The organism is Streptacidiphilus albus JL83, assembly GCF_000744705.1.
GTDB lineage: Bacteria > Actinomycetota > Actinomycetes > Streptomycetales > Streptomycetaceae > Streptacidiphilus > Streptacidiphilus albus.
Genome location: NZ_JQML01000001.1, coordinates 8,479,266 through 8,502,935 on the forward strand (window position 1 = coordinate 8,479,266; position 23,670 = coordinate 8,502,935).

The 23,670-nt window shown below is 72.0% G+C and carries 19 protein-coding genes; 6 read left to right on the plus strand and 13 right to left on the minus strand.

What is annotated here, in order from left to right; translation table 11 throughout:
* Nucleotides 1-19: 19 nt before the first annotated feature.
* The 3 genes from BS75_RS49650 to BS75_RS45205 are packed head-to-tail and all read right to left on the minus strand — an operon-like array spanning nucleotide 20 to nucleotide 1,815.
* A complete protein-coding gene (locus BS75_RS49650; protein ID WP_034091319.1) occupies nucleotides 20-751 on the minus strand; it encodes an LmeA family phospholipid-binding protein in 732 nt (243 codons plus the stop codon).
* Nucleotides 748-1,191: a hypothetical protein gene (locus BS75_RS49655; protein ID WP_034091320.1), complete on the minus strand. Its 444-nt coding sequence runs from the start codon at nucleotides 1,189-1,191 to the stop codon at nucleotides 748-750. Before BS75_RS49655 ends, BS75_RS49650 begins: the two co-directional genes overlap by 4 nt.
* Before the next feature lie 54 nt (nucleotides 1,192-1,245).
* The gene (locus BS75_RS45205) at nucleotides 1,246-1,815 is read right to left on the minus strand and encodes a PadR family transcriptional regulator (protein ID WP_052070166.1); all 570 of its coding nucleotides are present in this window, start codon (nucleotides 1,813-1,815) and stop codon (nucleotides 1,246-1,248) included.
* A 156-nt stretch (nucleotides 1,816-1,971) separates the two neighbouring features.
* Between BS75_RS45205 and BS75_RS36820 the strand changes: the two genes are divergently transcribed.
* A complete protein-coding gene (locus BS75_RS36820; RefSeq protein ID WP_052070168.1) occupies nucleotides 1,972-2,787 on the plus strand; it encodes an alpha/beta hydrolase in 816 nt (271 codons plus the stop codon).
* Between the two features lie 75 nt (nucleotides 2,788-2,862).
* On the opposite strand, the gene BS75_RS36825 is transcribed toward BS75_RS36820, so the two are convergent.
* The 6 genes from BS75_RS36825 to BS75_RS36850 form a co-directional block, all read right to left on the minus strand.
* Nucleotides 2,863-3,438 carry a hypothetical protein gene (locus BS75_RS36825; protein WP_034091321.1) on the minus strand — a complete coding sequence of 192 codons (576 nt, stop codon included), beginning with the start codon at nucleotides 3,436-3,438 and terminating at the stop codon, nucleotides 2,863-2,865.
* Complete coding sequence (locus BS75_RS36830; protein WP_034091322.1) at nucleotides 3,435-4,850, minus strand: hypothetical protein; 1,416 nt, start codon at nucleotides 4,848-4,850, stop codon at nucleotides 3,435-3,437. Before BS75_RS36830 ends, BS75_RS36825 begins: the two co-directional genes overlap by 4 nt.
* The gene (locus tag BS75_RS36835) at nucleotides 4,847-5,656 is read right to left on the minus strand and encodes an ABC transporter ATP-binding protein (RefSeq protein ID WP_034091323.1); all 810 of its coding nucleotides are present in this window, start codon (nucleotides 5,654-5,656) and stop codon (nucleotides 4,847-4,849) included. The genes BS75_RS36830 and BS75_RS36835 overlap by 4 nt, the downstream gene beginning before the upstream one ends.
* A 32-nt stretch (nucleotides 5,657-5,688) precedes the next feature.
* Complete coding sequence (locus tag BS75_RS36840) at nucleotides 5,689-6,504, minus strand: zf-HC2 domain-containing protein (RefSeq protein WP_034091324.1); 816 nt, start codon at nucleotides 6,502-6,504, stop codon at nucleotides 5,689-5,691.
* On the minus strand, nucleotides 6,501-7,004 hold the full coding sequence (locus tag BS75_RS36845) for an RNA polymerase sigma factor (protein ID WP_152645738.1): 504 nt from the start codon (nucleotides 7,002-7,004) through the stop codon (nucleotides 6,501-6,503). Before BS75_RS36845 ends, BS75_RS36840 begins: the two co-directional genes overlap by 4 nt.
* A gap of 241 nt (nucleotides 7,005-7,245) precedes the next feature.
* Complete coding sequence (locus tag BS75_RS36850; RefSeq protein WP_034091326.1) at nucleotides 7,246-8,559, minus strand: alpha/beta fold hydrolase; 1,314 nt, start codon at nucleotides 8,557-8,559, stop codon at nucleotides 7,246-7,248.
* A 485-nt stretch (nucleotides 8,560-9,044) separates the two neighbouring features.
* Here BS75_RS36850 and BS75_RS36855 point away from each other — a divergent pair, with 485 nt between their 5' ends.
* The 4 genes from BS75_RS36855 (at nucleotide 9,045) to BS75_RS36870 (ending at nucleotide 17,174) form a co-directional block, all read left to right on the plus strand.
* Complete coding sequence (locus tag BS75_RS36855; RefSeq protein WP_042437416.1) at nucleotides 9,045-15,419, plus strand: RHS repeat-associated core domain-containing protein; 6,375 nt, start codon at nucleotides 9,045-9,047, stop codon at nucleotides 15,417-15,419.
* A 436-nt stretch (nucleotides 15,420-15,855) separates the two neighbouring features.
* Nucleotides 15,856-16,170, plus strand: coding sequence for a hypothetical protein (locus tag BS75_RS36860; RefSeq protein WP_034091327.1), 315 nt, complete (start codon nucleotides 15,856-15,858; stop codon nucleotides 16,168-16,170).
* Between the two features lie 81 nt (nucleotides 16,171-16,251).
* Nucleotides 16,252-16,461, plus strand: coding sequence for a hypothetical protein (locus BS75_RS36865; RefSeq protein WP_034091328.1), 210 nt, complete (start codon nucleotides 16,252-16,254; stop codon nucleotides 16,459-16,461).
* A 131-nt stretch (nucleotides 16,462-16,592) separates the two neighbouring features.
* Nucleotides 16,593-17,174, plus strand: a complete 582-nt coding sequence (locus BS75_RS36870) for a dihydrofolate reductase family protein (protein ID WP_034091329.1) — start codon at nucleotides 16,593-16,595, stop codon at nucleotides 17,172-17,174.
* Between the two features lie 17 nt (nucleotides 17,175-17,191).
* Here the strand turns inward: BS75_RS36870 and BS75_RS36875 are convergent, their stop codons facing one another.
* Entirely contained in the window at nucleotides 17,192-18,772 is a 1,581-nt protein-coding gene (locus BS75_RS36875; RefSeq protein ID WP_081982999.1) for an FUSC family protein, read from the minus strand.
* Nucleotides 18,773-18,849: 77 nt separating this feature from the next.
* On the opposite strand from BS75_RS36875, the gene BS75_RS36880 reads away from it, so the two are divergent.
* The gene (locus tag BS75_RS36880) at nucleotides 18,850-19,452 is read left to right on the plus strand and encodes a MarR family transcriptional regulator (RefSeq protein WP_063771442.1); all 603 of its coding nucleotides are present in this window, start codon (nucleotides 18,850-18,852) and stop codon (nucleotides 19,450-19,452) included.
* A gap of 89 nt (nucleotides 19,453-19,541) precedes the next feature.
* Here BS75_RS36880 and BS75_RS36885 read toward each other — a convergent pair whose 3' ends face one another.
* The 3 genes from BS75_RS36885 to BS75_RS48805 all read right to left on the minus strand — a co-directional run bounded on the left by BS75_RS36885 (nucleotide 19,542) and on the right by BS75_RS48805 (nucleotide 23,643).
* A complete protein-coding gene (locus tag BS75_RS36885) occupies nucleotides 19,542-20,750 on the minus strand; it encodes an MFS transporter (RefSeq protein WP_174515041.1) in 1,209 nt (402 codons plus the stop codon).
* Between the two features lie 136 nt (nucleotides 20,751-20,886).
* Nucleotides 20,887-23,157, minus strand: coding sequence for a putative Ig domain-containing protein (locus BS75_RS36890; protein ID WP_063776587.1), 2,271 nt, complete (start codon nucleotides 23,155-23,157; stop codon nucleotides 20,887-20,889).
* 336 nt (nucleotides 23,158-23,493) lie between these two features.
* Nucleotides 23,494-23,643 (minus strand): hypothetical protein, encoded by a 150-nt coding sequence (locus BS75_RS48805; protein ID WP_156164326.1) that lies wholly within the window; start codon nucleotides 23,641-23,643, stop codon nucleotides 23,494-23,496.
* Nucleotides 23,644-23,670: the final 27 nt, after the last annotated feature.

A 23,670-nucleotide genomic window follows, 5' to 3' on the forward strand; every position in this document is an offset into this window, starting at 1 on the left:
GAGTCGACTGCCCGTCGGCTCAGCTGGCGGTGCAGGGCTGGGAGGGGGCGTGCCCGGGGGCGGCGTGGTGGAGGGTGAGGACCAGGCTCAGGCCGGACGGTCCGGCCTGCGCGGAGGCGAGCTCGGCGCCGGCGGGTAGCTGGGCGAGGTCGATCGTGTGGGGGGCGAGCCGGGCGGTCAGGGTGGAGGAGGCGCCGGGGAGGCGGTCGAGGACGGTGACCGGGAGCTGCTGCCCCATCAGGGTGACGGTGGTCGGGGTGATGGTGAACGAGTGCGGGGTGACGGTGAGCGCGGTGTTCACGGTGACGGGGAAGCCGAGCTGTCCGGCGGTCGCGGTGAGGGTGAGGCCGGTGCCGTCGCTGCCCAGGGTGAGGCCGCTGTTCCTGCCCTGGCTCAGTCGTTGCTGGAGCGCGGCGTAGGGGATGGTGGCGGTCGCGGTGCCGGTGCGGTAGCTGCCGCCGGTGGTCACGCCGTGCAGGACGATCCGGAGGTCGAGCTCGGTACCGGCCCGACGGATGCCGTCGGCGTCGATCTGCGCGGTGCCGAGGCTGCCGCCGAGGGCCTGCAGACCTGCGAGGGGATCGGTGAGCCGGGCCCGGACGGGCCCGGCCGGCTTGAGCCGGCAGGAGATCGCGCGGGCCATGCGCCGGCCGGCGACGTGCTCGATCCCGAGGTCGGCGCCGACGGCGCCGAGGGTGACGGCCGCCGCCAGGGCGGCGGCCACGGTCTTGTGCCTGCGGCGGAATTTCATGGTGCGGGCTCCTTGGCGGGGCGGGGCGTTCCGTGGGGCGGACCGTTGTGGCGTCGGTGCACGAGCGGGCCGCCGAGGGCGATGGCCGCGCCGAGGCAGACGCCGACGACGAACTGGGCCTGCGTCGGCGGCATCCAGCGGTGCAGCAGGTATTCGGCGGCCAGTGCCAGCGCGACCAGGAGCAGCTTGAGCAGGATCAGGTCCCGCCAGGGGAACCGGTCCATGGCGCCGCCCTGCTTGCCGCGGCGGGTGCGCCACCACCGGACGGACAGCACGACGGCCAGGGCGGTCACCATGGTGGCCAGCACCCGCAGGGCGTGCTCCCAGGGCGGTCCGTGGCCGTCCGAGGTCCAGCGCCAGCCGAAGTACAGGCCGGTGAGGACGAAGACGAGGCGGATGGCGCGGGGCGAGGGCCCCGGTCCGGGGGGACTGGTTCGCATGCTCGGCTCCGGGTCGAGGGGGCAGGGCGATTTCGGGAGCGCGTGCCGGGCGGTTCAGCGGCGGCGCAGCTGCGCCTCCAGGCGCGCGTGGGTCAGTTCCAGCCAGGTGATGTAGGCCGAGGCCGTGGCGTAGCCGTGCTCGTGTGCCATGGTGTGGATCTCGCCGACCCATCCGGGGTCGAGCTCGGGGATCTGCGGCTCCGGCTGGTGGGCGGCGGGCAGGCCCGGTGAGAGCGCGTCGTGCTTGCGGCGGTACTCCAGCTCCGTGTGCACCAGGTCCAGGGCGATCCGGGGGTCGAGCTGCCCGGCGAAGACGAAGCGCAGCGTGAAGTCGGGGTCCATCGGCCGGGGGGAGGGCTCGAAGGGGGCCCGGGCCCACTCCAGCAGCGCCTCGCGGCCGGCCTCGGTGATCCGGTACACCTTGGCGTCCGGGCGTCCCGCGCGCGGGTCCACCTCGAAGTCCACCCAGCCGCGCTCGGTCAGCTTCGCGAGTCGGCGGTAGATCTGCGGCAGTTGGACGCCGTAGCCGATGTACCGGCCCCGGCCCTGCATCCACCGGCGCAGGTCGTAGCCGGAGAGACGGCGCAGCGCCAGGACGCCGATGATCACGTAGTCGAGCTGCATTTCCCATACCTATGTTCCTAAGTACCTATGCCGCCATGCTATCCATCGACCTCCCTCTGTCAAGACTGGCTATGGCGGATGCTGCTGGGCGCCAATATGCGCCAGCTATGTTCTAATGTATATAGAAGCCCGGCAGTCCAGACCCGGAGGTCCCGCATGACCCGGCCGCACACCGAGCCCACCCGGCCCACCGGGCCCACCGAGTTCACTCGGACCTTCGCCGCCGCCGACGGCACACCGCTGCCCCTGCACGTGTTCTCGCCGCCGGGCCGGGCCCGGGCCGCCCTCCTGCTCTTCCACGGCGGCGGCTGGATGATCGGCTCACCGGCCATGTTCTTCCCCCAGGCCCGGGCCCTGGCCCAGGCCGGCATCCTCACCGCCAGCGCCGGCTACCGGCTGGTCGGGGCGGGCGCCGACAGCCCGCTCGACTGCATGGCCGACGCCGAGAACGCCGACCGGCTCTTCCGAACGGTCGCCGCGGACGCGGGCCTGGCCTCGATCGGCGTCGGCGGCGGATCCGCAGGAGGCCAACTGGCACTCAGCCTGGCCGCCTCGCCCGCACGGGCGTACAGCAGCCTGGTGCTGTTCAACCCCGCCCTGGACGCCTGCTGCGAAGGCGCGGCCATCGCCGAGCTGCTCAAGGTCTCGCCCCAGCAGGCCAGAGCGTTCTCGCCGCTGCACCAGGTGCGGCCCGGCATGCCCCCCACCGTCATGTTCCACGGCACCGACGACCGGCTGGTGCCGATCGCCCTCGCCCGCCGCTTCCGCCGGCTGATGACCGATGCCGGCACGGAGTGCGAACTCGTCGAATTCCCCGGCGCAGGACACGGTTTCTTCAACCACGACCCGAACGGCAACCCCGCCTACGACGACGTCCTCGCGCGAACCCGGGCCCACCTCCTGAGGACCGCGGGGGAGGAGGGTCGGGACCGCCCTCGAAGCGCTGCGGAACTCGACCCCGACGTCGCGTGAGGGCTCACGACGAGCGCGTGACCGACGGGCCCGAGCACCTGGCTCCGCGGGCCGCGGCAGTCCGGGCCTGACCCGTCACCGTCGCGCTCCTGCTGCGGCATACAGCACGGTGCCGGTCACCAGCAGGGCCAGCGCGGTGTCGGTGGAGGGCGCCGTGCCGGGGGGACAGATCATCCAGCCGGCCACCTGTCCCACGGTGTTGTCCGGAAGCTGGGCGACCACGGCGAAGGCGTACCAGCCGGTCGGCAGGGTCCAGGCGAGGTGCGCCCCGCACAGCACCGCCCCGAGCGCGGCCAGGCCGGCCAGGCCCGCGCCGTCCCGGAGGACGACCTCGGTGGGGGCGAGCGTCGCTCCCGCCGCCTGGGCCGCCAGCAGTGCCGCACCGGTGAGCGCGCCGATCAGCAGCACGTGCGCCGCCCGGCGGGGCAGCCACCGGATCGCGGCCGTCCGCTCCAGCGTGGCATCCCGCCCGTCGAGCCCGACGGAAGCGGCCGCCACCATCGCGGTGAGGACCAGGGCCGCTGTCACCGGGTTGGTCGAGCCCTGGCCCCCGTCCCGGTTGCAGACCCACGCCGCCAGCGCGACGAGGGCGACCGCGGCGGCCGAGGTGGGCACCTGCCGGGAACGCGTGTACAGGATCAGCCACCTCATCGCGACACCTTCCCCGCCAGCACCGAGAGCTCGTCCGTCCCCGACCCCACGCCCGTCCCCTCGCAGGAGACGGCGGTGGCGTGCACCTCGGCGATCTGCGCGCGCTGCGCGGCCGGCGGCATCGCCAGCAGCCGCTGCCAGGCAACGCCGGCTTCCGCCCAGACGTCGCTCAGGTAGGGGTCGTCGCTCACCCCTTCCAGCGACCGGAGCCGAGGATCATGCAGGGCCCAGCTCGTGGCGATGCTCTGGACGGCGACGTAGCCCTGTCCTCCGCCCTCCCGCGCGTTGTTGGCGAAGCAGCTCGGTGCGATGCCCGCAGCGACCAGCGCCCGGGTCAGTTGCTCACCCGTCGCGTCGGCGAACAGCCGGTCGTCGAAGTCGACCAGCAGCACGCCGGCCGACAGCCGGCGCTCGTCGCTGAGCGCGCGCAGCTGGGTGTCCTCCCGCACCGAGTTCGGTGCCTGGGCGCCCAGGGCGTCGTGCAGCACGCGCAGCGCCTCCTTGCTGCGCAGCGCGAGCTCGGGCAGCCGTGAGCGGTCCGCCTGCGTCACGCACACCGGCCCGTCGCAGACCAGGGCGGCGGCGGCCCGGTCGACCACATAGGTGTCGCGCGGCGCGGCCGGGAGCACCAGCAGCGCCAGGGCCGCGCCGACCAGGACGGGGACCACCGCGAGCAGCCGGGCCCGGCGGTTCACGGCGGACAGCAGGGCGAAGCCGGTGCCGAGCAGGCCGAGCAGCCAGATCGTCTGGCCGAGGTCCACCGAACCGGACAGGGTCAGCAGCATCTCCCTCGGCTCCGCGGTCACCGGGGACAGCAGGGCGAGCCGGTTCGGCACGACGCTCGACGGCAGCACCCCGTCACTGCTCTGCTGCAGCAGGCTCGTCAGCAGCAGGAAGAGCACCGTCAGCGCCGGCGGGGTGAGTACGGAGGGCAGGGCCCGCGCGACGCCCATGCCGAACACGGCCGTCGCGACCAGGGCCAGCGCCCCGACCAGCGAGATCGGCAGCCAACCCAGCGGCAGGTAGCCGGTGGCGCCGAGGGCCACCTCGACTCCGCCCACCAGGACGAGGAGGCCGAAGCCCGACGCCAGCGCGAGCGCCGTCGCACCGGCCGGCAGCGCCGCGCGGTGCCAGGCCGGAAGCGGCGTGGTCGTCAGCAGTTCGGCCATTCGCGAGCGGGAGTCGCGCAGTCCGTACACCGCTCCCATGCCGACCACGAGCGACCACCAGAAGCCCAGCAGGTACCGGGTCCACAGGGCCATGGTGGTCCACTGGGCCGTCCAGCCCGCGGTGCCCTCCCACCAGATCCCGTGGACCAGGAAGAGGACCGCCAGGCTGCCGCCCAGGACGACGGCGCCGGGCCACGGCGCGACGGAGCGCCTCAGTTCGATGCGCAGGAGCCGTACGTTCACCAGGTGCCGCCCTGCTGCTCGGAGTTGTGGAGCAGCGCCGAGTAGCCGCGCTCCAGGGGGCTGTCGCCCGGGTGCTCGGAGCCGCCCGCCGCGGCCAACTCCTCCGGCGTGCCCTGGAAGACGAGGCGGCCGTCGGCGAAGAGCACCACGTCGGAGCAGGCGGCCGCGACGTCCTCGACCAGGTGGGTGGAGACGACCACGCAGGCCTCGCGGCCCAGTTCCTGCAGCAGCTCGCGGAAGCGCAGCCGCTGCGCCGGGTCCAGGCCGGCGGTCGGTTCGTCGAGCAGCAGCAGGGTGGGGTCGTTGACGATGGCCTGGGCGATGCCGGCGCGTCGCACCATGCCTCCGGACAGGGTCTTCATCCGGTGGTCGGCCCGGTCCGCCAGGCCCACCCGTTCCACGGCCCGCTGGACGGCCGCGGGGATGTCCGCCTTCGGGACCTCCTTCAGCCAGGCCATGTACTCGACGAACTCGCGGACGGTGAAGCGCCGGTAGTAGCCGAACTCCTGCGGCAGGTAGCCGATCCGGCGGCGCAGCGCGCGCTGGTCGGCCATCCCGCCGACGGAGCCGCCGAGCAGCTCCAGTTCGCCCGCTGCGGGGCGCAGCACGGTGGCCAGCGCCCGGATCAGCGTGGTCTTGCCTGCTCCGTTGGGCCCCAGGAGGCCGTGGGTGCCGGTGCCCAGGGAGAGGTCGAGGCCGTCGACGGCCATCTTCCGGCGTCCGGCCCGCACTTTCAGGCCGGTTGCCCGGATCTCCCAGGCATGGGTCTTCGGCGCGGTGTCGGCCGCGCTCATCGCGGGTGTCATCCAGTGGTCCCTTCCGAGGGTCGACGGTGGTTTCACAGCGCTGAGTACGAGCGTCTGCGGGCGATCACGGCGCCGATGCCGAGCGCGAGGAGGGCTCCCCACACGGGCAGTCGGTCCGGCTGCAGGACGAGGGGGACCCGGCCGGTGTCCCACGCGGGCGCCGCGACGACGAGGCCCCAGCCGACCACCAGTCCGGCGGCGGCGCGGGTCACGCCGACCACGCTGCCCAGGGCCAGGGCGACGGAGGTGAAGGCCAGCGAGGGCAGCAGCCACTGAGCGGCCGTCATGGCTCCGGTCAGCCATCCCTCCACCAGCAGCGCGGGCAGTACCACGGCCAGCACCGAGACGGTGCGCCGGAGCAGCAGGGGCAGACCGGCCCGGGGCGTGGAGGCCGTCAGTTCGTACGCCGGGTCCAGCCCGCGCGACCACGCCGCGGCGACACCGCACATCGGCAGCACGGGCGCGAACAGCAGCACCGGCGGGGCCGTTCCGAGGAACGCCGGCGCCCCGGCCGCCGCCAGCAGCAGCGCCAGCAGGGTCACGGTGACGGTCATGGCCAGCCACGGGAGGACGACCGGGGTCATCCAGGCCGACACCCAGCGCGGGCGGTACCGCCGCGCGGGCGCCCTGACGGCCTTGTCCAACTGCGGCGCCAGACCGGCCCGGACGGTGTCGAGGAGCGCCACGATGCCCGGCGCCCCGGCGGCCACGGAGGCCGCCAGTCGGCTCCGGCACGGAGCGCAGGTCTCCAGATGGGACTCCAGCGCCCACACCGTGTCCGCGGCGAGTTCCGCGTCACCACGTGCGTAGTCGTCGACCAACCGCCTCGACGCGTGTTCCCCGCTCATGCCAGCGCCTCCCGCATCGCGATCCTGGCCCGGCGGGCACGGGTCTTGACCGTGCCTTCGGGCAGTCTGAGCAGCACGGCGGTCTCCCGGACGGAGAGCCCGTCGAGCACCGTGGCCTGCAGTACCTCTCGGAGTTCCGGCGCCAGTCGCCGCAGGGCGTCGCCGACGTCGCCGCCGACGGTCCCGGCGAGCGCCTCGTCCTCCGCCGCGGGCACCACCGCCCGCTCGGCGGCGGCGACCGGCGGTTCGGCGTGGTGGGCGCGGCGTCGGAACGCGTCGACGAGGCGGCGCGCCGCGATCGTCCACAGCCATCCGACGGCGGACCCGCCGACCGCGCTCCCGGCGAACGCGCCGGCCGCGCGCCACACCGCCAGATAGGTCTCCTGCATGACCTCGGCGACGATCTGCTCGTCCGCGCAGCGGCGGCGCAGCCGCACCGCCAGCCACGGCGACGTGCGACGGTACAGCTCGTCGAACGCCCCACGGTCACCTCTGGCCACCAGCCGGAGGAGGCGTTCCTCGTCCAGCTCGTCCAGTGCTCTCCTGCGTGATCTCACACCAGCCAGACGGCGGTGACGGCCCGCAGGTTCTCCATCGGCCGTGACCTGCATCACAGTGTCACCTGCAGACGTCGGTGCTCCCCCGGAAAACCGGTCGGACGGCTCGTCATCCGCCGAGGGCGTGGTCCGCGCGGTCGCCGCCCGGCGCGGACCACGCCCCTGGATCGCGTCCCGCCGATTGCTACAGCTCCCCGCGGACCATGCCGATCAGCCGGTCCAGGACCTGGCTGCCGCTGGCGCGCAGGCCGTCGTGCTCCCATTCGTTGGTCACCCAGGTCCGCAGCCCGCGCACCGCATCGGCGGTCGCCAGGGAGTCCGCGGCGTCGACGTACATGTCGTCGTGGTAGACGGCGGCGGCCACCGGGACCTGGTTGGCCGCCAGGGCGTCGGCGGAGTAGAGGTCGGGCCAGCCCGTGCGCTCGGCCAGCAGCTCCGCCGTCTCCTGCAGGGGGCGCAGCGCCGGGTCGGTCTCGAACATCCAGGGGTAGATCATCTCTCCGGTGAAGCGCACCGGGGAGCCGTTCGCCAGCGCCCGGGCGGCGTCGAACTCGGGGAACTCCGAGCGGACCTGCTCCGCCGCCCAGCCGGTCGGGCCCGGGTCCACCGACCGCTGGCCGTAGATGGACTCGTGCAGCACGGCGTAGAGGGGGCCTTCGGCGAACGAGAGCTTCGACTGGGCGCCGCTCAGGAAGGTGTCGGACAGCTCCGGCCCGGCGCTGCCCCGGACCCAGGCGTCCTCCAGCAGGTAGTGCAGGGTGTCCGAGCCGCTGCCCGAGCCGAGCAGCAGACCGAGCGCCTGGAACGCCCGCACGGTCAACCGTCCGCCACCGGGCAGCTCCGCGGGCGAGGCGGACAGGTGCTCGGCGATCCGCCGCACCGCCTCGACGTCCTGCGGGTAGCGGGCGTAGTGCGCGGCATTCTTGCGGGCCACCCGCGGGTAGGCCGCCCGGTACACGTCGGCCGCGCTGCTGCGCAGCCCCGCCAGTCCGCCGGTGACCATGGCCTCGCGCACGCCCTCGGGGGCCAGCGAGAGGTAGGTGAGGGTGCAGAAGCCGCCGAAGCTCTGCCCGAGCAGGCTCCACTGTCCCCGCTCGCCGAGCAGTTGGCGCCGGATCAGCTCGGCGTCGCGGACGATCGAGTCGGCCCGGAAGCAGGAGAGGTAGTCGGCCTGCTCGGCCGCGCTGCCGCGCAGCGGCAGGGTCTGCCGGGTCGCCGGGGTCGAGCGCCCGGTGCCGCGCTGGTCGAGCAGCAGGACCCGGTAGTCGTCCAGGGCCCGGTCCAGCCAGCTGTCCCGGCCCAGCGGCCGGCCCGCCCGGCCGCCCGGGCCGCCCTGGAGGTAGAGCAGCCAGGGCAGGTCGGCGTGCTCCTTGCCCGCCGCGACCACCTCGCGGGCGTAGACCTCGATCCTCTCGCCCTGCGGCGCCGCGTGGTCCAGCGGCAGCTGGAAGAGATGGTCGGTCAGGACGACGCCAGGCTGTCGGATCACCACGGACATGAGACTCCTCGGTCGGTGCTCGGTGCGGCAGCGCGCGGGTAGGGGCGGCGCTACCTCGGCACCGTATCCTGACGCCGCGCGCAGGCGTTGTGCTGTGCCCGCCGCCGGCCGGCCCGCGCTGTTGCCGCTGAGCGTCAACCGGCAGCTGACACTTCGGCAGTTGCTCGGCGCGCCCGACGCCGGAGAGATGCCCGCCTGCACGACGGGGACGCCCGGATCCTGGGCGCGGGAGTTTCGTGTGCGTTGGCTGTCACGAAGTCATGACGATTCCCGGTTCCCGGCGCACCGTCCGTCCTGGCCGGGCGCCGGCAGCGGGAACGTCAATTCCGACATATGGGTGCACTTGTCCCGGGCCTCGCCCTGCATCGACGGAGATCATCACGGATGGGTAACTCCGGCCCGGGGCATAAGGAAAGAGTAAAGTAAGAGACATGTGAAGATCTCTTGCATGGCGGGCTTGGTGCCCGCCCTGTACGAGGAGTTCCATGAACGTGTCCGGAAGGGGCCGCGCGCGTCGGCTGCGGTCGATAGCCGCGGCGACGGCGGTCCTGCTGGCGGCGGAGGCCGCCGTGCTGATCGAGTCGAGCGGGCAGGCGGTGGCCGTCGGCAGAGCTGCTGCCGCGTCAACCGGCGTCGATGCCAAGGGCCTCGGCCCGGCCGAGGCGCAGGATCGGGCGTCCGCGCTGTTGACGGCGCGGTTGCAGCAGCGTCGGATCGAGGTGCTGGACGCGCGGACCGACGCGTCGCAGACGTTCGCGAACCCGGACGGCACGCTCACGGTGTCGGCGTCGGCGGAGCCGGTGCGGGTGCTGAGCGACGGCCAGTGGGTGCCCCTGGACGCGACGTTGAAGGTGTCGGGGCCGGGCACCGTGGCCCCGGTGCGGTCCGAGTCGGCGCTGGTGCTCTCCGGGGGCGGGACCGGTCCGCTGGCGCGGATGACGGTCGACGGCAAGGAGTTGTCGCTGTCGTGGCCCGCTGCGCTGCCCGAGCCGGTGCTGGCGGGGGCGACCGCGACCTACCCGAACGTGCTGGCCTCGGGGGTGGACCTGCAGCTGACCGCGACGGTGTCGGGCGGGGTGGAGGAGACCCTGGTCGTCAAGAACGCCGAGGCGGCCGCCGATCCGGCGCTGGCCGACCTGGCGCTGGCGACCTCGACCAGCAAGGGCAGCACCCTGTCGGCCGACGCCGGGGGGAACCTGAGCGTCAAGGACCCCGGCGGCCGCACGGTGGTCACCTCCCCGGCCCCGGTCATGTGGGACTCCGCCACCAGCACCGCACCCGCCCCGGCCGCCGACAGCCCGGCCCCGGCGCCCGCCGCGGCCCCCGGCCTGTCCGGCGGCGCGAACGCGGCCGGCAGCGAGAAGGTCAAGGTCGCCTCCCGCGACACCGCGCCCGCCACCCGCTCCAGTGCCCGGGTCCCGGGTTCGCACGCCCACCAGGGCCGGGTGAAGGTCCGACTGGACAGGCAGCGGCTGCACCTGGCGCCGGACGCGTCCATGCTGTCCGCCACCGGCACCGTGTTCCCGCTCTACATCGACCCGGCATTCGTACCCCACCCGGCATCGGGCACCACCCTGCACTACGCGCAGGTCCAGCAGGGCTACCCGACCACCTCCAACTACGACGCCGCACCCGGCTCCGGACTGGGCGTGGGCTACCAGGGCTTCTCCACCCCCAAGGGCATCGAGCGCTCCTACTACGCACTGAGCGTCCCCGCCGAGATCTACAACAGCAGGATCCTCTCGGCGACGTTCAACACCAAGGTCACCTACGCGGCCGCGTCCGGCTCCAACTCCACCACCGTCAACGCGTTCTCCACCTGCGGCATCGACGCCACCACCACCTGGAACAACCAGCCCTGCCACGACAGCCGGGGCAACGCCAACTACCCCGGCCCCAACGCCGCCAAGACGTTCACCACCACCGGCCAGAGCCCCAACCAGGCCCTGTCCTTCGACATCACCGCCAGCATGCAGCTGGTCGCCCAACTCGGCTACCGCACCTGGGACTTCGAACTGGCCAACGCCACCGAGACCGACTCCACCGACCTGGTCCGCTTCTCCGCCAACCCGACCTACTCCATCACCTACGACACACCCCCGGCCACCCCCACCGGCCTGACCGCGGCCCCGACCGCGACCGCCGGCTACACGGCCGGCGCCACCCCGACCCTGTCCGCGTCCGCCACCGACGCCAACAGCGACACCGTCCGCCTGGACTACCAGATCCTCTCCGGCACCACCGTCAAGTCCTCCGGCTCCAGCGCCTTCGTCAACCCGGGCACCGCCGCACCCTGGACCGGCACCACCAAACTCGCCGACGGCCCCTACGCCTGGCAGGCCCGCGCCTGGGACGGCAACCAGTACTCCGCCTGGACCGCCGCCCAGCCACTGACCGTCGACACCACCGCCCCCGCCAACACGACAGTCACCTCCAAGGACTTCACCGCGAACTCCTGGTCGGGCACCCCCGACGCCTCCGGCAGCTTCACCGGCGACTTCACCCTCACCCCGCCCTCCACGGACGCGGCCACCGTGGCGATGCAGCTGGACGACGGCCCCTGGACCTCGACCGCGACCACCGGCGCACCGTTCACCCGGACCCTGACGTTCAAGGCCGGCAAGCACACCCTGATCGCCAAGACCCACGACGCTGCCGGGAACCTGGCCACCGGCACCTACTACGTCTTCTACGCCGGCGCCGGCGCGGCGCTGACCTCGCCGAACACCGGTGACCGCCCCGCGCGCCGGGTGAACCTCACCGCCCAGGGCCTGACCGGCTACACCGGCGCGACCTACCAGTACCGACTCGGCGAAACCGACACCTGGCACAACGTGCCCGCCAAGGACGTGCGCAGGAACACCGACGGCAGCACCCCCGCCGCCTGGCCGGTCCCCGTGACCGGGGGCGCCCCGGCCCCGCTGACCTGGAACATCACCGACACCCTGGCCGAGGACAGCCCGGTGGACCTGCGGGTGCTGTTCACCGACGGCACCGCCACCGCCGGCTCGCCCGTCGCGACCGTCACCCTGGACCGCGACGCCGGCACCGCGCCCGCCCTGACGGCCGGTCCCGCGTCGGTCAACGCCCTCACCGGCGACGCCACCCTGTCCGCCACCGACGCCTCCGCGTTCGGGATGACCGTCACCCGCAGCGCCTCCTCGCGCCGCCCGGCCAACGGATCACAGCAGGAGGGGCAGGCGTCGATCTTCGGCCCGCAGTGGACCGCCGGTACCACAGCCGAGGTCACCGACTCCGACTGGTCCTTCGTCCGCAAGACCTCGCTCACCTCGGTGGCGCTGGTCGACAAGGACGGGAACCAGACCGGGTTCACCGCAGCCGCCTCCGGTGGTTGGAAGCCCGAGCCCGGCGCCGAGGCCCTGACCCTGACCGGTTCGCTGGCCGGTTCCTTCACCCTGAAGGACGACGACGGCACGACAACGGTGTTCACCAAGTCCGACGGAGCGCTGACGACCTGGCAGGTCTCCAGCACCTTCCTGCCGACCTCGAACTCCACCACCACGGTCACCTACCAGACCGTGACCGTGAACGGCGTCAAGGTCGCCCACCCCAAGTACATGATCGCGCCCACCAGCGCCGTGGACGCCGCGACCTGCCAGACCACCACCGCCGCCGGCACCCCCGCCACCGGATGCCGGGTGATGGAGTACCTGTACGCCGTCACCACCACCGGCACCTCCACCGCGTTCGGCGACTTTGCCGGGCAGGTCAAGGAGATCCGGCTGTGGACCACCGAGCCTGGCGCCACCGCCGGCAGCGTCAAGGTCCTGGCCCACTACACCTACGACGACCAGGGCCGCCTGCGCGAGACCTCGGACCCCCGCACCACCCCCAACCTCAAGACCAGCTACACCTACGACAGCGACGGACGCGTCACCACCCAGGCCGACCCCGGCCAACTGCCCTGGACCTTCAACTACGCCCAGGTCGGCACCAGCCCTGTCGCAGGCAAGGGAATGCTCACCTCCGCCTCCCGACCCGCGCTCAAGCAGGGTTCGGCCACCGACACCGACGGCACCGCGAGCACCACCGTCGTCTACAACGTCCCGCTGGCCGGCGCGAACGCACCGAACGCGATGGGGCCGACAGATGTCGCCGCCTGGAGCCAGAGCGATGCCCCCAGCGACGCCACCGCACTCTTCCCCGCCGACCAGGAACCCAAGAGCAGCGACGGCAGCGCACTCGGCAAGAGCGACTACCAGCGCGCGACCGTCACCTACACCGACGCCTCCGGACGCCAGGTCAACACCGCCGCTCCCGGCGGCCGGATCACCACCACCGAGTACGACCAGTACGGCAACACCGTGCGCGAGCTGAGCGCGGGCAACCGCGAACTGGCTCTGGGCACTGCCGACTGGCAGGCCGCCCAGCGACGGGACCTGGGCATCGACGGGAAGAGCACCGCCGAACGGGCCACCGCACTGTCCACCGTCACCACCTACAACACCACCGCCGTACCGGCGGACGCCGGGAGCGACAAGGACACCGACCCCACCGTCACCGGCCAGCGCAAGCTCGAGGAGACCGGGCCACTGCACCAGGTCACCCTCGCCGCCCCGCTGAAGGCCGGCACGGGCGGCACCGACCTGCCCGCCGGCGCGGTCACCCCCGCCCGCGAGCACACCCGCTACGCCTACGACCAGGGCCGCCCCACCGACGGCACCGCCACCACCGTCAACCAGACCACCACCACCTCGGTCGGTGCCCTGGTCGACGGCTACCCCGCCGACGGCGACGTGCACACCAGCACCACCGCCTACGACTGGGCCAAGGGCCTGCCCGTCAAGACGGTCAACGACCCCGCCGGCCTCAAGATTACCAAGACCACCACGTACGACGCCCAGGGCCGGGTCACCTCCACCACCCTGCCCAAGTCCACCGGGAACGACGCGGGGACCACCCGCACCACCTACTGGAGCGCCACCGGCACCGGCACCTGCCAGGGCCACCCCGAATGGGCCGACCTGACCTGCTCCACCGGACCCGCGGCCGACATCACCAGCGGCGGCAGCAACCCCACCCAGCTCCCGACCAAGACCACCACCTACGACCGCTACGGCAACCCCGCCGCCGTCACCGAGACCGCGAACAGCACCACCCGCACCACCACCGACACCTACGACAACGCCGGACGCCCGATCAAGGTCGCCGTCTCCGGCGGCACCGGGACCGCGGTCGCGGACACCACCACCGCCTACGACCCGGCCACCGGCAGCAAGACCTCGGTCACCGCAGACGGCAGGACCGTTGGCTACACCTACGACGCACTCGGACGCCAGATCCAGTACACGGACGGCAACGGCGGCACCACCAGCACCGCCTACGACGCACTGGACCGCCCGGTCACCGTCACCGACAACCTCTCCACCACCGGCTACACCTACAACAGCGAGGGACAGGTCGTCGAGCAGACCGACTCGGTCGCCGGCACCACCAGGGCCGAGTACGACGCGGACGGCCAGCTCACCGCCGAGCACCTGCCCGGCAGCACCGACCTGCTGATCGCCCACGACACCACCGGCCAGGTCACCGGCCGCGCCTACACCCGCAACGGGACCGCCGTCACCGGCGACTACGCCCGCTACACCGTCCACGGCCAGCAGGCCGCCCACTCCGCCGACACCGGACTCTCCGCCTACCAGGCCAACACCTACGACGCCGCCGGCCGGCTCACCGCCGTCAGCGACACCCAGGGCACCACCACCACCCGGCGCGGCTACACCTTCGACGCCGACACCAACCGCACCGCCCTGACCACTTCCGTCGACAACCCCGACGGAACCGCCGGCACCCCGACCAGCACCAACTACACCTACGACAGCGCCGACCGCCTGCAGACCGCCAACGCCACCGTCTACGACGCCTTCGGCCGCACCATCGCCCAGGCCGACGGCAGCCAACTCGCCTACTTCACCAACGACCTCGTCCAGCGCGAGACCAACGGCGCCACCCGCCAGACCTGGACCCTCGACCCGGCCGGCCGCCCCGCCGCCTGGAGCACCGAAAGCAGCACCAACGGCACCTGGACCACCACCGCCACCAAGGCCAACCACTACAACGGCGACAGCGACAGCCCCGCCTGGACCACCGAGGACGCCACCGGCACTGTGACCCGCAACGTGCACGGCATCGACGGCGACCTCGCCGCCACCACAGACGCCACTGGCAACACCGTTCTGCAACTCGCCAATATCCACGGCGACACCACCGTCCAACTCCCGCTGGACACCGCCAAGAATCCCGGCGCCCAGTCGGCCGACGAATACGGCAACCCCACCATCGGCACCCCCACCAGCCGCTACGGCTGGCTCGGCGCCAAACAACGCTCCGCTGAGACCCCCACCGGCCTCGTCCTCATGGGCGTCCGCCTCTACAACCCCGCGACCGGACGTTTCCTGAGCGTCGACCCCGTCCCGGGCGGCAGCGACAACGGCTACGAGTACGGCGGCGGGGATCCCGTCAACCACTTCGACCTCGACGGCCGCATGTGGGGCGGCTCCTGGTTCCAGCAGAAGTGGCGCAACCCCAACGTGCGGCACTGGGTCTACGGCGTCCGCGCAGCCGCTGCTGTCGTCAGCCCAGTCAAAAAGATTCGCTTCGTCGGCAGGGCGATCAGGAATCCCTCCCGTACCCTGCGGGCCTGTGCCAGGGCCAGCATATGGGGCAAGAAGAGCTGCTACTCCTCACTCACCGGAATTCCCAGCGCCCTCAACTACGGCCGGAAGGCGATCAGGAACTACTCCTACATGCGTGACTACAACCGCGCACTGACGTATACGGACCGAGAGAATATTTGCCGCCGGTATACTGGCTATCGTGGCCGGGGCTCCTGCGACTAGTCCAACCCTAACGGGGAGAGCGAGCCGGGTGCGGGCAGCCAAATTTTCCGCACCCGGCCGTTGGCAGCGAGCACAGCAATAGATCAGGAAATGAGCAGTCTTAATGGATATCCTTGCGGCCGCGTTCTCTGCAATCATGCGTTTCATTGACGTCACTAATGCAGTTGTCACGGGGAGTCAGTTCACGGACTGGCTGAAGAAGAAACTCCACCGCTCGGGGACAGGCGACTGACCCAATCCGCAATTCACAATCCCAAATTCGCCTGCCAAATTGTGGGTCGAGCCGTCGAAGGACGGTGCCCGAAGGTCCGCCATGGGCGTTTCAAAGTCCCGATGAGCATGCGGGTCTGGCCTCCACCCGACCACCGGTCGCTTTCTGCAGACGGACCCGGTTCCCGGTGGAAACGGGAACGCGTACACCTGCCCCGCGGATCCGGTGACCGGCTACGACCTCACCGGAATGTACAAGTGGACGTTCGGCTGGGTCAGCGGAACCATCCACCTGAACAAGAACGAGACTGCCAGGACCACGAGGGCAGCACAGTTCATCGGCTTCATCAACGGGGTAGCCGGCATATTCGCCCTGACGGGCATACCCGGGCTCCTCGCCAAGTGGGTCGCGCTCAATGCGGCCGGGGTCGCGTGGAAGGCAGCCGGTGCCAACTCGCGTCACCACTGCGTGAAGCTCAAGTGGCCCATCGGATATCCCGGGCTCCTTTCCGGTGAGTACAGCGGCGGATACTGCAGGTAATCCGCGTTCGATCCGCTGGTGGCGGGCGGCCCGAGGGTCGTCGGAGCCGTCCGCCGCCACCGCCCGACCCGGGGAGAAGTCATGTTCGGCGAAGCACGGTCCCTCGTTCGTCGCTGGGCGGCCTGGCGCCGGGTATCCGGTTTCACCATCGCCCTCGACCTGCTCATCCTGGCCTTCCTGCTGCTCGTCGCGGCAGCCGAGCCGAATGCCCTGTCGATCGCCTGCTGTTGCGTCGCAGCCTGCAATCTGACGCTGGATTCCCTCGCTCTCGCCCAGGGACCTCGGCCGTGACTCCGCCTCCGGTGCCCGGACCACCGGGACCGGCACCGGAGGCACCCGCGAGCCGTGCTGTCCTCGGCATCCGGTGGTCGTACTGTCGGTCCTGAATCCGATCCGGATCCCGTTACCGAGGAGGGCTTCCGATGCGCAGCGTTACCTGTTCGATGGGTGTCTCGCTCGACGGCTACATCGTCGGGCCGGACGGCCGCTTCGACTGGACGGAGCCCGACGAGGAGGTCTTCCGCTTCGTCACCGACGAGATTCGCCAGGTCGGCGTCCACCTGTTGGGACGACGGCTGTACGAGACGATGCTGTACTGGGAGACCGCCGACCAGGATCCGTCGCTCGACGACTCGATGCTCGAATGGGCCGCGCTCTGGAAGCCGTTGCCGAAGGTGGTGTTCTCCACCACCCTGTCGGCGGTGCAGGGCACTGCCCGGCTGGCCGCCGGCGGCCTCGCGGAGGAGATCGAGCGGTTGCGGGCCGAGCCGGGGGAGGGCGACATCGCGATCGGCGGTGCGACTCTCGCCGCAGAGGCGGCGGCAGCGGGTCTGATCGACGAGTACCGGCCCAGGGTCCACCCGGTGCTGGTCGGCGGTGGCATTCCGTTCTTTCCCCAGCACGAGCGCCGGGTGGATCTCGAACTCGTCGAGACCCGCACCTTCGGCTCGGGCATCGTCCACCTCCGCTACCGCGTGCCGCGCCGGTCGGCTGATCCGCGTTGACCCGGGTCGCGCCCCGGTCAGGCTTCCACCGACTGCGTCGGCGGGTGTTCCAGCTGGCGTTGGGTGCTGCCGTAGACCTCGGCTATGACCCGGGTCGCCGTGTCGATCTCCCGTAGCGCCTGCGCCGTCCGCCCGTCTCCGGCGGCCGCCCAGTTGAGCGGGCGGTGGATGGCCCCCTCCCGCCGCCCGAGGTGGCGCCGCGCCCCGGCGACGTTGCCGGAGACGCCCTTGAGCAGCCGTGCCATCGCGGCGAGGGCGGGGCTGTCGGGACTCTCGGCCTCGGTCGCCAGCGCCTCGACGGCCGGCCCGCAGGCCCGCAGCGCCTCCAGGGCGTCCGCCCGGTGCGCCGGGACCGCGTCGGCGGTCGTCCCGCGCAGCGAATGCCGGAGCGCGTGCAGTCGTCCGTGGGCCCGGGTCGGGGGTGCGACCAGTTCGAGCTGGACCAGGCTCGCCCGGAATTCCCCCGCGTGCCGTCGCAGTGCCTCCGGCTCCTGCCGGGCCACTGCCGCCAGTACCTCCTGGAGCGCGGCCAGGCACCCGGCGAGCCGTTTGCGCAGCACGTCCGCGCTCCTGACCGGGAGCACGAACCAGGCCACCAGGACCGCCAGCGCCCCGCCGATCAGGATCTGGGCGAGCCGTTCGCCGAGGAGCCCGACATGCGTCTCGCCGAAGTAGCCCTGGAGCAGCGAGAGCACCGAGGTGACGCAGCCGGCCCAGTACGCGTAGTTGATGGTCCGCAGCCAGCTGCCGAGCGCGAGCGCGACCAGGATGAGGGCGACCGCCACGTTGTCGCGCGGCGGGAACAGGCCGGCCAGCAGGGTCGCGACGACGGTGCCGACGGTCGCCCCCGCGACGCGCTGCAGGGACTTGTACAGCACGTCCCCGCGCCCCCGGTTGCCGCTGTTCACGACGAACGCCGTGATCACGATCCAGCTCCAGTGCGGCGCGAAGAAGCTCCGCCCGATGACGAAGGCCAGTGCCAGGGACAGCCCCAGCTGCGCGGCCATCCGGGTGCTCGCCGGAATGCGGGCGGAGGAGCGGGGCTGCGGAGCGGCAGGGGTCCCGCGCGGCAGCGGCGGCACCCATCCGATCCGCTCGGCCAGGGCCTGGGCGAGCCAGACCCAGCAGTACGCCACCACCGAGGCGACCGCGGCCCAGAGCATCGAGCGCCCGACCGGGGGCATCGCGCCGGGGAGCTGCGGGACCGGAGTGATCAGCAGGGCGAGGAAGGGCAGCGCGATCAGCGTGCCCAGCCGTGTGCCCCAGGGGCCGAAGCGCCGCAGCCAGACGCCGGTGGCGAGGGCGGCGACGAACAGGGTGTCCGCGACGTCCGGGTGCTCGACGAACAGCCGCCCCACCTCGGTGCACGCCAGGGAGAGGACCGGCAGGACCGCCAGGGTGAGGAGCCGGTGCCGGGTGTCGCCGGTGCGCTGGGTGCGGCCCAGCGTCATCCCGAGGACCACGGTCAGCACGACGATCGAGGGCCCGAGCTGCTCGACGTGGTCGAGCAGCAGCCCGGAACCGAAGCATGCCAGCAGCGTGGCCACCTGCACTGCGACCGGCCTGATGTTACGCAGTGCGTACCATCCAGAGGTCATCACGTCTCCCCGTTCCGCCGATGAACGTCCACTGCGCTGTTCCGTCGATGGAAAATGCTACGTGCTAGCGTACGATTATGGCGAACGATTTCCCGCCCGCAGCACCTGGGCCCGAGCCCACTGCCGGGCCCGTCCCCGAGCCGGCGCCCGAACTGGCGCCCGAACTGGCGCCCGAGCTGGTCGCGCAGATCCGGCGCGGGGCCGGCCGGCTGGCCCGGCGCCTGCGGCTGGAGCGGCCGGTCGATTCGCTGAGCCCGACCAAGATCGCCGTCCTCGGCCACATCCGCCGCTGGGGCGCCGCCACGCCGGGCGAGATCGCCTGGGCCGAGCGGCTCCAGCCGCAATCCCTGACCCGCACCTTCGCCGAGCTGGAGAGCGATGGCCTGATCACCCGGGAGCGGGACGAACAGGACCGCAGGCAGTACCTCCTCGGGCTCACCCACGCGGGTCTGCTGGCCGTCGCGGCGGACATGGAGGCGCGCGACGCCTGGCTCAGCGAGGCGCTGCTCGCCGAGCTCACCGAGACCGAACGGCAGGTGCTCTACCTGGCCGGGGTGCTGATGGACCGTCTGTCCGGGCGGGGCCAGTTGCCGCACAGGCAGAGACGGAGCGCCGGCGGGCCGGGTCCCGAGCAGGGCGGCCCCGGCCCCCGCGAGCGGGAGCACGACGAGGCCGAGTGAGACCAACCGCGATGCCGAGGATGATCAGGTAGTAGGCGTAGCCGAAGGAGTGGACGGCGACGCGGGACGGCGCCGCGTGTCGGCGAAGTTCACCCGACTGCCGGTGGCACCTTCGGCGTTCGCGCCGTCTGCCGCAGACGGACCGCCAGACCGAGGCAGACGCAGGAGACCGCCACCAGCGCCCACGGCACCGAGTCGCCGCCGAAGCTCTCGATCCCCAGGCCCAGCAGCGGCCCGGCCGCGACTCCGCCGAGGTTCGCGGTGAGGATGGCTCCCGTGGCCGCCCAGTGGATGCCGGGAGCGGCCCGATTCAGCCAGGGCAGCGCGACCGGGAACACCGGTGCGTTGAACAGGCCCGCCCCGGCCAGCGCGTACGGCGCGAGGGCCGGTATCGAGGCGAGTGCGAGGCACACCGTCGTCCCGAGACAGCTCGCCGTCACAATCGCCGGCTCGCTCCAGCGCAGCGTCAGCGGCGCGACGAGGAAGCGCCCGACCGTGAGCATGAGCCAGAATCCGGATGTTGCGTTCGCGGCGAACTCGGGGCCACGGCCCAGCAGTTGCAGATAGGTGGGCTCCCAGGCGCCGACGCCGGTCTCGACGGCGACCTGGAGCGCGTAGAGCGCGAGGAAGGCGAAGACGATCGGGAGCAGGACGCGGCGGCTTCGGGTGCTGTCGCCGACCCGCGCCCCGCCGTCGCCCCCGCTGCCGCCACCTGCTGCTCCGTCCTCGCGGACCGTTCGCACGAACCAGCCCGCGAGCAGCAGCAGCGCCGCCGCTCCGGAGAAGGCGAGGGGGTAGTGGCGTGCTCCGAGCAGGCTGATGACCACCGGGCCGGCGACTGCGCCCAAGCCGTAGTGCGCATTGAGGATGCCGAGCATGGCCGGACTGCGCTCGCCGAAGCCGACCGCGAACAGCCCGTTGAGACCGTAGTCCATGCCGCCCGCGCCGATTCCGCTCAGCAGGCTCGCGGCGAGCGCGCACGGCCAGCCGGGCGCGAGCGCGAATCCGAGCGCGCCCAGGGCCATCAGCGAGAACGAGGCCACCAGCAGCCGACTGCTACCGACGCGCCGACGGGCGTACCCGCCCACGAGTACGCCGCAGACGGCGCCCGCATAGAACATGCTCAACGCGAGCCCCGCCCCCGAAGGGGTCAGGCCGAAGCGGCTGCGCAGGGCCGGGATGGTCGGACCGTAGAAGGCATTGAGCGCACCCAGCAGAGCGAAGCCCGCGCAGGCGGCAACCACCGCCGCCGGATCGAACAGGCGTGCTCCATCCGTCCGCCGCCGGGCCCGCACCATCTCGGCACCCTACATCGGGATTCCCGGGACACGCCGGGGCGGTGCGCGCGGTGGCCGCCGGACCGGGCACAACCATGGGCCCCGCCTTGGCAGGCGGGGCCCATGGCCGGTCAGCGACCCGGAGGGTCGTGATGGATCAGGAGGCGTTCAGTGCGACCTCGCCGACCACGTAGCTGGTCTGGTTGCTGTTGGTCTCGACGCCGGTGAACAGCAGGGTCACCGTCTTGCCCGCGTAGGACGAGACGTTGAAGCTGTGTTCCTGGTAGCCGGAGGCGGCGTTGAGGTTGGTGTAGGTGCCGATGACGGTACCGCCGACGCTGACCGTGAAGGAGCCGTTGGTGGTACCGGTCTGGGCGCTGTCGATGTGCAGCCACAGGTTCAGCGTGGCCGAGCAGCCGGCGGGGATGGTCACCGACTGGGAGAGCGTGTCGGTGTGCTTGGCCCCGTAGCCGTCGAGCCAGGCGGCGTAGTTGCCGGTGTAGGCGGGCTCGCTCGGCGCCCACTCGCCGATGACGTCAGGGCTCGACGTCCAGTCGGTGGAGCCGCTGGCGAAGGTCCCGTTGCCGACCTTGTTGCCGGGGGAGGGGCAGCCGCTGGTGGCGGAGTTGACGGTCCAGCTGAAGCTGGTGCTGCCGGTGGCTCCGGTGGTGTCCTTGGCGGTGACCGTGACCGAGGAGGTTCCGGCGGTGGTCGGGGTGCCGGAGATCAGGCCGGTGCTGGCGTTGATCGACAGGCCGGCCGGGAGGCCGGTGGCCGAGTAGGTCAGGGTCTGGCCGGAGGCCGAGTCGCTGGCGCTGATCTGCAGCGAGGCGGCGGTGCCGACGGTGCCGGTCTGGTTGCCCGGGCCGGTGACGGTCACGGTGTTGCCGCCGGACTTGGCGCTGACGGTCCAGCTGAAGCTGGTGCTGCCGGTGGCTCCGGTGGTGTCCTTGGCGGTGACCGTGACCGAGGAGGTTCCGGCGGTGGTCGGGGTGCCGGAGATCAGGCCGGTGCCGGCGTTGATCGACAGGCCGGCCGGGAGGCCGGTGGCCGAGTAGGTCAGGGTCTGACCGGAGGCCGAGTCGGACGCCGCGATCTGCAGCGACGCCGCGGTGCCGACCGTGCCGGTCTGGCTGCCGGGGTTGGTCACCGTCACCGTGTCGGTGGTGCTGCTGCCGCCGAAGGCCGCCAGGCCGTCAGGGGTACCGAAGCCCGCCGGGCCGTTGTAGCCGGTGCCGCCGGTGCACAGGTAGGCCGGGCTGCACGAGCCGTCGGCGCCGCTGGTCACCGGGTAGAGGTTGCTGGTGTGCTGGTAGGGGTCCTCGCCCGGGTTGCTGCCCGCGTTGCCTGCCAGCGCGTACATGGCGGCGATCATCGGGGAGGAGGCGCTGGTGCCGCCGACCTCGTTCCAGCCGCCGTTGCCGTTGGAGGTGTCGTAGACGGCCACGCCGGTGTTCGGGTCGGCGTCGGCCGCGATGTCGTTGTCGGTGCGCTTGGAGCAGCCGGTGTCGGCCTGCCACGACGGCTTGGGCTCGTAGGCGGAGCAGCCGGATCCGGTGCCCTCACCGCCGGAGCTCGATCCCCAGACGGTCTCGGTCCAGCCGCGGGAGTTGGACGCGGTGCTGAGGCTGGTGCCGCCGACGGAGACCACGTAGGGCGAGGTCGCCGGGTAGATCACGCCGTAGCCGGAGTCACCCGCGGAGGCGGTGATGACGGTGCCGGGGTGGTCGAAGTACTCGGAGTCCAGGGAGGTGTCGGAGGACGCCTCGGTCCCGCCCCACGAGTTGGAGACGTAGCCGGCCATGCTCGCGGCGGTGTTCTCCGCGATGTACAGGCCGTCGCTGGAGTCGTCCTGCGCCTCGACCAGGACGATCTTGCAGTTCGGGCAGGTGGCCGAGACCATGTCGAGGTCGAGGGACTCCTCCAGGGTCCAGTCGTCCGAGGACGGGGCCTCGGGCGGGAGCGGCGAGGTCGCGCCGGTCTGGTTGACCTTGGTGAAGTTGGCCGCGGGCAGCCCGGCGGCGGACCGGTAGGCGGCCAGGTCGCTGGCGGCCGTCGGGTCGTCGTAGGCGTCGACCAGGGCGACGGTCGCGCCGGTGCCGTTGCTGGCAGCGGCGGAGGCGATGTTGTAGGCCGACTGGAGCTGCGAGGGGCCGTAGCCGTATCCCGAGGGGATGGCCTGCGGCGAGGTGGTGTCCAGCATCGGGTGGATCCCGGTCCGCTTGAGGACCTGGCAGGCCATCTTGCCGGGCGCGGCCGTGTTCGGGCACGCGTGCACTGCGGCTGAACCTGTGGACTGAGCAGCGGTCAGGGCTTCGGCCGAGGCTGGGGTGAGGGCGAGCATTCCGCCTACGGCGAGGGCGATCGGGGTGACGATCGCGGTGATGCGGCGCCAGCTGTGGCCGGCGTCCGGCGTGTTCGCGCGCAACGAGTTTCCTCTCTCTGGAGTGGTGCGTCGTTGCCCCGTGAGTTCCGGGGGGATTTCCCGTACCTGGGTACGCCGAATCAGCCCGTTCACCGGGATGATGAGGCGGCGTGTCCGTACCATGACGTCTCGTCGAGCTGTACGCGTTCTCAGGCGCTGAACCATCGAGCGGAGTGCTTGCGGATACGGACGTCTGCATCATAGGAACGCATCTTGGCCGTGTGCAGTCAACAGCCGAGGCATATATTTGACTCCGCATTGTCAAATCGATGCCTGGATTCCGACCGTCGGCCCGGCCCTTGTCCAATAGCTCGTCCCTGCTGGTCGGACGGCATTTCGCTACTCCGGGTGGGCGCCGCTGAGCAGCACCTCGATGCCCGGGTCCGGTAGTGGTCCGCCCTGGTCGAAGGGCATGAAGCAGCGCTTGCCGCCGGCTTGAAGCAGGGCTTGCTTCCTCGTGCCCCGGGCGGTCGGCACAGTGGGGGCCACCCCTCCCCTTTCCTGCCTCGGAGTCGT